Origin of the sequence: Nostoc sp. CHAB 5836 (genome assembly GCF_020829445.1) — a bacterium.
Taxonomy (GTDB): domain Bacteria; phylum Cyanobacteriota; class Cyanobacteriia; order Cyanobacteriales; family Nostocaceae; genus Nostoc.
This window is the reverse complement of record NZ_JAIVFV010000217.1, coordinates 1-10279: the sequence shown is the minus strand read 5'-3', so window position 1 is coordinate 10279 and position 10279 is coordinate 1. Positions and strand designations below refer to the sequence as shown.

Here is a 10279-nt window from a genome sequence, read left to right as displayed (position 1 = left end):
CACCACAGCAAGATTTTATCACTGCTAGCATTACACGACGAAAACAGGAGCAACAAAAACAGAGGCTCAGACAACAGCTAAATATTTTTGGGCTTACTGGTGGTTCACTCCTAGCCTTGATGTTAGCTGGAGCAACTTGGTGGCAATGGGAGGATGCACACTTCAGTAAAATAAAAGACCTTAGTGCATCAAGCGAAGCACTTTTAACCTTTAATCAAGATTTTGAAACGCTGATAAAAAGGTTGAAAGCATCCAGACAATTAAAAGAAACATCAACTTATCTACTATTTTATAAAGTTCAGGAAAAGGCTGATATTCAAAAAGAGGTTGATATTGTATTACAAGAAGCACTTTATAAAGTTATAGAACGCAATCGACTGGAACAACATAAAAGTGAGGTGACAGACGCTATTTTCAGCCCCGATGGCAAGATAATTGCCACTGCAAGTGCTGATAAAACTGTTAAGTTATGGAATCTGGATGGCAAAGAAATTGCAACTCTCAAAGGACATGAAAATTTGGTACGCAGAGTTAGGTTTAGCCCTACAGAAAACAGGATTGCAACAGCTAGTTGGGACGGAACCGTCAAACTTTGGACAAGAGAAGGTAAATTAATTGCTACCTTAAAGGAAGATCAAAAAAAGCTTGATAGTGTAAATGGTCTCAGTTTTAGCCCTGATGGACAGACAATTGTTAGTGGTGACGCTGGAGGAAATGTCAAACTCTGGACAAGTGAAGGTAAATTAATTAAAACCTTTAAAGGACATGACCAAGCTATCTTAAACCTAAGTTTTAGTCCTGATGGTAATACTATTGCTACCGCCAGTCAGGATAAAACTGTGAAATTGTGGAGCCGGAATGGAAAACTACTGCGAACCTTAACTGGACATAAAGATTGGGTTTGGAGTGTCAGTTTCAGCCCCATGAATCAGAAAATTGCTACTGCTAGTAGGGATGAAACTGTGAAACTCTGGAGCATTGAGGGGAAGTTAATAAAAACTTTAGATGCTCATAAAAATTCGGTTACTAGTGTGAGTTTTAGTCCTGATGGTCAGCAGATTGCTACTGCTGGGGCTGACAATAGCGTCAAAATTTGGAGCGAATCTGGTGAAGAACTTCAAACCTTGAGCGGACATAAAGATTGGGTTTGGAGTGTCAGTTTCAGTCCTGACGGAAAGATGCTTGCTACGGCTAGCAAGGATGGAACTGCAAAGCTCTGGCAATTAAAAGGAAAAAAATATCAAATTTATCAGGCGCATAACAGTGCAATTTATGGTGTGAGTTTTAGTCCTGATGGTAAAGAATATGCTACTGCTAGTAGAGACAGAACTGTCAAAATTTGGCAGCGTTCAGGTGAATTAATTAAAACTCTTGAATGGAACAATAGTGAGTTTCTCAAAAACCCTGATGCTAGGTTTACTCACGTTAGTTTTAGCCCAAATGGACAAATAATTGCTACTGCTACCAGTGATGGTAATATCATACTTTGGAATCGTCAAGGAAAGAAAATTAAAAATTTCAAGGCACATGAAAAAATATGGATTTGGCAAGTGAGTTTTAGCCCAGATGGCAAGACATTTGCCACTGCTGGTCATGATGGTCTTGTCAAACTTTGGAGCGAGTCTGGCAAGTTACTTAAAACTATTGAGGCACATACAAAAGATAAAGATAAAGATGGGGAAGGGGTTAATAGCGTCAGCTTTAGTCCTGATGGCAAAATTATCGTCACCGCTGCTTGGGACAAAACAGTTAAACTTTGGACTCGTGAAGGTAAATTAATCAAAACCCTTACACAGCATCAAGATGGAGTTCATAGTGTCATTTTTAGTCCTGATGGCAAATTGATTGCTACTGCTAGCCAGGATAAAACTGTCAAATTTTGGACAAGTGAAGGTAAATTAATTAGAACTATTAAAGGGCACGATGCTGGAGTCTTCCGTGTCAGATTTAGTCCAGATGGTAAAACAATTGCGACTGCTAGTTTAGATAAAACAGTTAAACTATGGAGTCTTAAAGGTAAGGAACTAATAACTTATAAAGGACACGATGATTCTGTGTTGAGTCTCAATTTTAGCCCTGATGGTCACACCCTGGCTTCAGCAGACAACGCCGGAAAATTAATTTTGTGGAATTTAAGCTTAGATTCAAACCAGTTATTGGTCGATGGTTGCAATTGGGTAGGTGATTATTTAAAAAATAACCCCAAAGTTAGTGAGAGCGATCGCACTTTGTGTGATGATGTCAAAATTAAGTAGGGCTTACGCAAGTGTCACAAAAAATAAAAGCTTTTAGTTTGTAGTCAGGGCTACCCTACGGGAACGCTCCGCGAACAGCCCTGATTTTGAGGACTAAAGTCCTCACTACAAACTCAGGGCTATTTCATTCTCATCTAGCCCGCCTCAGAATCAATTCTGAGTCTAATAGCGAAAGTTGTCTAAAGACGACTGAGACTCATGTTATAGTCCGTTTTAACGGACTTTAGCTATGAGCCAGGAACTTCAGTTCCGGGTGGTTTATGTCTAGAATGAAATAGCCCTGCTACAAACTCAAAATAATATGCCAGTTGCGTAAGTCCTATATAGGTTTGACAGCAGCTAAAAGCAGAGAAGACTTGTTCTCTAGTCGAACGGAGTTTGGAATCCGCCAAATTCTCTTAGATAATCGAGAATAGAAGTGCCATTCTCATCTTGTGAAACTTGGTTATTCAGCAGCAGTTGGACAACCCCTCCTTCGCCACGCAGGTGAGCAGCTGCAATAATTCCAGATGTGGTGATAACTACCCCTCCTCGTTGTTGTCCGATAAAGTCTCTGAGCGAACGTCCATTCTGTTGAAGTTGACTCTTAATTCGATCTAAGTTCAATGCAAAAGCTTCTTGAATAGCGTTTTCTTGGACATTATTCTGATTATTTAAGAAATCTTGCTTGCTATTAACACCATTTTTTCCTCTCCACATACCCCGCCACTCATTTCTACTAGCACCATTGTTATAGTAAACATTAGCTTGATAGTATCCAAGGTCAATTAATAGAGGTTCACCAAATTGATATTTGCCTATAAAACCCAACCGATTCTCAATATTATAAGGAGGATTTTGTTGTCCTGTTTCTCTTCGTCCTAGGGCTAGTAGCATATCCTGGAAACTACCCCTGCTAGGAACAAAACTGGACTGAGATTGATTACCTCCAGGTATAACAAGTACCATTCCAGCCGTGAGTCGAGTAGGATCAGACCCAATTACAGCCCGATTAGCCTCATAAATTCTTCTCCACGAAGCTTCACTACCATCACCATAAAATCTCTGAGCAATACTTGATAAAAAATCACCAGGTTGTATGGTATATCGAGTTCCATTTATCTGTTGTGCTTGTGCGACATAATCACTTTTGTTGAAAATAGCGCCGCTAAATTCAGGTAATAAAAATGATGCAGTTAAAGCGGAACACATTAATAGTCCGATTGCAGAAAGTTTCTTGATTGTGCGTGTCAATGTTTTGGTTTTGAGGAATGAAATCATAGAATTGTATACCAAACAGGTTTGTGATTGCTACGAATGTTGCTTTTGATTGTGAGATTTTCTGTTGAGTAGAAGAAGGAAATTAAGTTTGGTTGTTTTTCCTGCTTTTACTTTGAAAGAAACGCTTATTTTATGAGCTCCTGACGTTCTGGCGGGGCTATTGGAGGGTTCAATTTTTGCCAGTGTAAATAAGCAGTAAATGAACTAATAAAAATATTTATCAAGCCAAAAAATACACCAAGTGTCGAAGCAACAATGCTTACAATCGTCTGGCTTTTGTTTAAGAATTTAGTATTTGATGAACTAGCTGAACTAGGTAAGTTACCGGAACTAATATTGGGTTGGGACGATTGTTGATTAATTGATTTTTGCTTAGATTGTGTATCTATAATAAAATAAACTGCATGAATACTACCCATAAGAGGAATTGGTACAAGTGTTAGGGCAAGGTTAGTCCAAAAATGCTGTGATACAAAATAGTTTCCTTGACTAATAAGTGTGAGATATACACTTAAAGGTGGTGAAAAAACAACAAAAATAAAACGGGTAATTAAGCCTTCTCTGGTGTTTAAAAAGATAATTAGATTTTTCATAGTATTGCAACTATTTTTACTTAGATTTTAACGTGTAAATAAAGAGCCACGCACCTACAACAGTCGCCAACTCACCGAAAAATTGAACGCGAAGCTCCGAAGGAAGCCGCTTCACTAACGCAATGTGAAACTGAGTCCCGACAGATTAAGACGCCATTAGTTTGTTGAATTTGCTTCTACTTATAGGTAGGATCGACTAAAATCTACCTATACACTTTCAGCGAACTTGATACGGTTCAGTGATTTCATGGAAAGTCGCCGGTAAACTCAATTCCCTTGAGTGGGTGGAGTTTTTCATTTTTTCTGCAAAGGCGCATTCTATGTGGCGATGTCTGCGACGGGCTACGCCTACGCATCTTTACAGAAAAAGTCGAATACCTGATTTACACGTCAGCATCTGTAACCGACGCAGCTTGAAGGTGCTACAGGTGCGAAAGCGTTAAACCGAAAATATCCGGTTACAGTACAGGACTATTTCATTTTCCTCTAGCCCGCCTCAGAATGAATTCTGAGTCTAATAGCGAAAGTCGTCTAAAGACGACTGAGACTCATGTTATAGTCCGTTTTAACGGACTTTAGCTATGAGCCAGGAACTTCAGTTCCGGGTGGGTTATGTCTATTTCATTTTCCTCTAGCCCGCCTCAGAATAAATTCTGAGTCTAATAGCGAAAGTCGTCTAAAGACGACTGAGACTCATGTTATAGTCCGTTTTAACGGACTTTAGCTATGAGCCAGGAACTTCAGTTCCGGGTGGGTTATGTCTAGAATGAAATAGCCCTGGGTTTACGTTTCGTCACATAGTTTGATTTATTTTCACCGACTTACTTAATCTACTCAGGGATGAGTGGACTCATTGGATCTAAAGAAGTTGTAAAAACAAAATAGACTACCCCAGCTCCGAGAATCATCACAGCGAGACTGAACAGCAACACCCAACGGTCTGTTGGTTCATAAGTATCTTCTTCGATATCACGACGGACAGCGAAATAGTGCCCCGTTGAGAGCCACACTGTGATTAAACCCACCAGCGAGAACACTAAACCTAACTTCCAGCCGTTGCCAGGACGGGGTACTAAGGGTACTTGGAAGGCACGCAAACGCACGATGACGACACCAAAACCCAAAAGAGCGATCCCTGTGCGCATCCAAGCGAGGTAAGTACGCTCATTTGCTAAGTGATCTCGGACTCTGGATGGATTTAGTCGTCCTGCCTTTTTTTGATTTTTATCTTCTTCTGTAGGTTTCAATTTTAACTGCATCAATAACACCCTCATCCCCAAAGAGGCTCTTCTCAAAAAAATGCGGAGATAATAGCGAATCTCCTTCCAGATAACTTGCACCCAGCGCAATATTTGCGCTCCTGAAATATACCTGACTTTTCACGGTATCTGGAAAACCTCTCTCTAAATCTCTCTCCTAAAAGGAGAGAGACTTTGAAATTTCCCCTTTACCGCCGTCGGGAAGGAGGTTAATCGTTAGCTTTTCCACATGACGTGAAAAGTCAGCTGAAATATACCTGTTGTGATTGTACATTTTTTTCAGAATTTATTTTAATGCAGATATCCAAATAACACAAGCCGGAAATTTCCATAAATTAAATAAAAAAGCCAAAATCAAAGAGGTTCTTCACTAGTGCTTGTCCTGTTTCTCTAATTTTGGCTCTCACCCTATTTAGTTGGATAAAAAGTTTTAAAAGCTCAACTACACACGTCAGCTTGAAGACTCATTGATAGGCGCATTGGGAACTCGTGTATTTATAATAGCCTGTGATATATCTGGAATAAACCAGTTAGCCTGTTTGCTGTTCAGAACTTTCACAGTTGGAACATTCAATTCCATCGCACCAGTATCTGGATTTGTCTTAATCACCAACTGAGTTCCATCAAGTATCTTGAGAGCAGCCGGCCCTGTCAATTCCTGACCTTGCCCATTGGGACTAGAAGCGAAATTTGCTACACTGACATCATTCGCTAGATAGATGCCATCACAATCCCAGTTATTTTTAGTGGACTGACCATTAGCGATAAAATACAGATTATTGTCGTATAGGGCATCTTCATCGTCTTCATCATTTGGTGTTTTGCCATATACTGCTATGGTATTACCTGTTTGGTTTTCGCATTGACCCCAGTTAATTCCCGTCTCTAAAGCATATTTTTGCAGTGTTAATTCCTCGATTCTCTTTTTAATTTCTTCTGGTGTGAGACCTTCAACTTGAGTTTGGGAATCTTTAGTCTGAGAGAGATAGTTAAGAGCTTTAGTGACTTCGATGTAATCAGGGTTTTTGCTAAATTTTGGTCGATCAGCAAAAGAAGGTTGAGCAAAGGCTAGATTAGCGAAAATCATTAAGACAATTAGCAGAGATTTCCAGATGTTCATATTTTGACTCCTGTTGATGGGTAAGATATTTTGCCCTTTAGAATTCATGTTAGTGAGAAAATTCATGATGCACCTCTTCTTAGATACTTAATTTTTATTAGACATAGGAGTGAAATTAAATATGCGTTACCCAGAACCCTTGTAGAGAGGTAGCAGTGCTACGTCTCTACAATTCTTTTTCACTCCTATGTCTATTGTTCTTCACTCGACGGCTGAGTATTGAAACCTAAAATCAACGAGAATATGTAACTAGAAATTACAGAGAAAAGAGTCCAGTTAAAATTTTCTGTAACAATAAATACACCTAGCCCAATCAAGATACAAGGCACAAAACTATTGCCATTCTCAGTTAAAAAGTGTGCGATCGCAGGCAAGTAGGTTAACTTATAAGCGGCATAACACCATACACCCACTAGTGAAAAGAATACACTTAGGATTATCAGCAGACTATCTAATTCAGAATTGGCAAACAGAGGCACGTAGACGCTGATATTATCACTACCATTCGCAAAGGCGATCGCAGCTACATTGCGCGTTTGCGGAGAGATAAAACTGCTAATTATAGAGGGACAAGACGGCTCTGTTTCTTCTTTGGCTTCCTCTGGTGAATCCTCTTCGCGTTTTATTAAACTACTCACACCAATGATTATTGGCATTAAACCAAGTAGTCTAATCCAGTCCTGCGGTATGATTAGTCCACCCAAGAAGCCGGGAAGGCTAGCAATGATCAATGCAGCAAAACCGAGATACTGACCAGTAAGGATGTGACGACTGCGAAACGTTTTATTTATTTGCGAAAAAAGCAACGTCAGAATGACAATATCATCGATGTTGGTGGCACTGAATGCCGTAATCCCTGTGGTAATTGCAGTTACTAAACCGCTCATTTGTGGAAGTCCTTATTTTCATGCTTGGGCATTGGGCATCCTTTCTGGTGCGATCGCATTCGCGAACGACTTCGCTGCGAGACGCACTCGCGTTCGCGGTTCCTGAGCCTAGTCGTTGGCGCAGCCTCTCGTAGAGAAGGGCAGGGCAAGTGGGCATAGGGCATTGGTTATGTTTGTAGTGAGGACTTTAGTCCTCTTTCATCAGGGCTGAAGCCCTTACTACAAACTAAAAGCTTTTATTTTTCTGACACTTGCGTAAGTCCTATACTTGTCCGTTTGAGTCCGTGCCGAAGCCTTGATTTATACTTTAGTCAAAGGAACCGATAGAATCAAATGCTTTTGTTTGTCAAAATGATAAATGAAAGTGATTAAATTTTTGACACTAAGTTGTAGGGATACCACAAATGGCAGGAATGACGCTTGAACAGCTAAAAATCTTTCTAGCTGTGGCCCAGCACTTACACTTTACTCGCGCAGCAGAGGAGCTTTATATTACACAACCTGCCGTCAGTGCAGCGATCCACAATTTAGAGCAAGAATACGGTGTGAAACTATTCCATCGGATTGGTCGCCATATTGAAATTGCTGAGGCTGGTAAATTATTGCAAGTGGAAGCGCAGAAAATTCTTGATCAAGTTTCCTTGACTGAAAGGGGATTGCGAGAATTAAACAATCTACAACGGGGTGAATTGAAATTAGGGTCGAGTCTAACTATTGGTAACTATTGGCTACCAAGCAAGATTAGTGAGTTTAAGAGCCGATATCCTGGTATCGAGATTAACTGTACCCTTGCCAATGCAGAAACGATTTGTATAGGAACAGCGATGGGACAGTTTGATTTAGGTTTGGTGGAAGGAGATGTAAAGCCAGCGCTCCAGAGTACTCTAGAGTACGAAATAGTGGGGAGCGATCGCTTACAAATTGTGGTAGGTAAAAAACACCCTTGGTTTGAGTGGGGAGAAATTGAGTTAACCCAATTGACTCAAACCCTTTGGGTGATGCGAGAAGCAGGTTCTGGAACCCAGCAAAGGTTTGAGGAAGCCTTACAAAATTGGGGAATTAATCTGAGTGAACTGAATGTAAGTTTAGTATTCAACAGTGGGGAGATGACAAAAGCAGCGATCGAAGATGGTGTGGGTGCAATTGGAATTTCTGAATTGATGGTAAAAAAAGAAATCCAGTTGGGAACTCTGCGGGCAATTCGAGTTATTGATAACAGAGACGGTAACGGCGCGATGGGCTACACCTACGCAGAAATAATTAGACCTTTTTTCAAACTCAAACATCGTCAGCGTTTTCAAACTACTCTTTCCAAAGTCTTTGAACAGATGTTGATATTGTCTACGGACTCGTCCGAAAATTAAATTTCCATGAAATGGAACTCTTAACTCTTAGGGACTTCAAAATAAAAAAATACTCAAAAAACTGACGAAAAAACTCTTTCCTCCTCATTTCTCAATGTCGCGCCAGTCGCTACAACGGGGGGAACCCCCGCAACGCGCTGGCTTCTCTGTGTCTGGAGTGCTTCGTTTATTTAGGTAATTTATTTCTTGGAAGTCCCTTATTTAACAAAGCCTGGATAAATACTGTATGCTGAAACCCTGGTTATTCCGTCAAGTTCCAAAAGTTTTCGATCTACTGAAAGTTCCTTATTTCGTCAGAACTTCCTTATTAACCTTGCCGTTCAATTGTAGACTTGTCCATCTACCAACTAGCTTAGAATCTCCCTCTACTCGATAGGCAACTACACCGGAAGAATTACCGTAATAACTAACTGCTAGTACATTTCCTTCTAAAATACCTAGACCATTAAATTTTTGCCCGCCGATTAACCAGTTAATTATGTAAGTATTGCCTTTCTTTGTAATCTCTACTTCTCCCCTATAAGTAGAACCATCAGCATTTTTACCTTGGCAGTTATAGTTACCAGTAATATCCAAATCGTTAGCACTACCAAGTCCGGGTATAAGTACAGCTAATCCAGTAGCGAACATAGCACTTAACAACATTTTACGGTTCATACGTATCCCAAAATCGAATCATCATTAAATTTACTACAACTTGGGGTGGGATAGGGATTTAGGCTGAGGGCGAAAACTAGGGTTCTCAACTTAGATAACGATCGCAATAGACATCTGGTGAAATTAAATATGCGTTACCCAGAACCCTTGTAGAGACGTAGCAGTGCTACGTCTCTACTTTTTCGGAAATGTCTAATATACAATCTAGAGGCGCATCAGCTGATCAAGAGACATCTCCAATTCCTTTCACACCTTGCGCATATTTCTACTGATGGGGTCAAAACCTCTAGAAAACCGTGTACTTTCATCGTAGTAAGCGCCAGTCAGATTCGCTCCATACAATTTGGCATAATTTAGTTTAGCTCCCCGGAGATTTGCTTCATTCAGGTTTACACCACTCAAATTTGCTCTGGTCAAATTCGCTTTGGCTAAGTTCGCTCTACTCAAATCTGCTCCCCAAAGTTTAGCTTTAGCTAGGTTAGCTCCGCTCAAGTCAGATCCCCATAAATTAATTCCAGGCAAATAGGCTCCAATCAGCTTATCCCCACTCAAGTTGACGGCTGGAAAATATCTTTCCCCTGCGGCAAAACGCCTTTTTAATTCCTCAGCATTCATGCGTCGCGTTGACCTTCCTTTATCTCTAAGATACTCCTCAGCTTGAGGTTTAGGGAAGGATGGGGAGGATGGCGAGGAGGGGAAGCAGAGAAAGTTGGGGGAAATAACCAATGCCCCATGCCTCATACCCTTCAAATCTACTTAAGTAGAGCGACGCAAATAAAGCTAACTGGCTAAGGCTGTCATTTTTCACTTGTCCTTCGTCATTTGTAAGGGTTTAAGGTGTATTTACGTTTCGTAACATAGTTTGATTTATTCTTGCCGACTTA

9 protein-coding genes are annotated in these 10279 nt (G+C 40.4%); 2 read left to right on the top strand and 7 right to left on the bottom strand.

The annotated features are described in order from the left end of the window. On the top strand, positions 1-2255 hold a 2255-nt coding region (locus LC605_RS28365), incomplete at its 5' end, for a WD40 repeat domain-containing protein (RefSeq protein ID WP_229550786.1). Positions 2256-2618: 363 nt separating this feature from the next. Here the strand turns inward: LC605_RS28365 and LC605_RS28360 are convergent. The 5 genes from LC605_RS28360 to LC605_RS28340 form a co-directional block, all read right to left on the bottom strand. After that, entirely contained in the window at positions 2619-3515 is an 897-nt protein-coding gene (locus LC605_RS28360; protein WP_229550785.1) for a LysM peptidoglycan-binding domain-containing protein, read from the bottom strand. A 125-nt stretch (positions 3516-3640) separates the two neighbouring features. Then, the gene (locus tag LC605_RS28355) at positions 3641-4108 is read right to left on the bottom strand and encodes a YqaE/Pmp3 family membrane protein (protein WP_229550784.1); all 468 of its coding nucleotides are present in this window, start codon (positions 4106-4108) and stop codon (positions 3641-3643) included. Positions 4109-4938: 830 nt separating this feature from the next. Further along, positions 4939-5367 (bottom strand): YidH family protein, encoded by a 429-nt coding sequence (locus LC605_RS28350; protein WP_229550783.1) that lies wholly within the window; start codon positions 5365-5367, stop codon positions 4939-4941. A 451-nt stretch (positions 5368-5818) separates the two neighbouring features. Continuing rightward, the gene (locus tag LC605_RS28345; RefSeq protein WP_306426885.1) at positions 5819-6553 is read right to left on the bottom strand and encodes a hypothetical protein; all 735 of its coding nucleotides are present in this window, start codon (positions 6551-6553) and stop codon (positions 5819-5821) included. A gap of 125 nt (positions 6554-6678) precedes the next feature. Further along, on the bottom strand, positions 6679-7374 hold the full coding sequence (locus tag LC605_RS28340) for a cadmium resistance transporter (RefSeq protein ID WP_229550782.1): 696 nt from the start codon (positions 7372-7374) through the stop codon (positions 6679-6681). 404 nt (positions 7375-7778) lie between these two features. Here LC605_RS28340 and LC605_RS28335 point away from each other — a divergent pair, with 404 nt between their 5' ends. Continuing rightward, positions 7779-8738, top strand: a complete 960-nt coding sequence (locus LC605_RS28335) for a LysR substrate-binding domain-containing protein (protein WP_229550781.1) — start codon at positions 7779-7781, stop codon at positions 8736-8738. A 285-nt stretch (positions 8739-9023) separates the two neighbouring features. On the opposite strand, the gene LC605_RS28330 is transcribed toward LC605_RS28335, so the two are convergent. Together LC605_RS28330 and LC605_RS28325 are read right to left on the bottom strand one after the other, a co-directional pair. Further along, on the bottom strand, positions 9024-9395 hold the full coding sequence (locus LC605_RS28330; protein ID WP_229550780.1) for a hypothetical protein: 372 nt from the start codon (positions 9393-9395) through the stop codon (positions 9024-9026). 246 nt (positions 9396-9641) lie between these two features. Then, a complete protein-coding gene (locus LC605_RS28325) occupies positions 9642-10010 on the bottom strand; it encodes a pentapeptide repeat-containing protein (protein WP_229550779.1) in 369 nt (122 codons plus the stop codon). Positions 10011-10279 lie beyond the last annotated feature (269 nt).

Coding starts and splice junctions, on each gene's coding strand:
- LC605_RS28325 (WP_229550779.1), bottom strand. CDS start 10,010: ATGAATGCTGAGGAATTAAAAAGGCGTTTTGCCGCAGGGGAAAGATAT.
- LC605_RS28340 (WP_229550782.1), bottom strand. CDS start 7,374: ATGAGCGGTTTAGTAACTGCAATTACCACAGGGATTACGGCATTCAGT.
- LC605_RS28350 (WP_229550783.1), bottom strand. CDS start 5,367: ATGCAGTTAAAATTGAAACCTACAGAAGAAGATAAAAATCAAAAAAAG.
- LC605_RS28335 (WP_229550781.1), top strand. CDS start 7,779: ATGGCAGGAATGACGCTTGAACAGCTAAAAATCTTTCTAGCTGTGGCC.
- LC605_RS28360 (WP_229550785.1), bottom strand. CDS start 3,515: ATGATTTCATTCCTCAAAACCAAAACATTGACACGCACAATCAAGAAA.
- LC605_RS28345 (WP_306426885.1), bottom strand. CDS start 6,553: ATGAATTTTCTCACTAACATGAATTCTAAAGGGCAAAATATCTTACCC.
- LC605_RS28330 (WP_229550780.1), bottom strand. CDS start 9,395: ATGAACCGTAAAATGTTGTTAAGTGCTATGTTCGCTACTGGATTAGCT.
- LC605_RS28355 (WP_229550784.1), bottom strand. CDS start 4,108: ATGAAAAATCTAATTATCTTTTTAAACACCAGAGAAGGCTTAATTACC.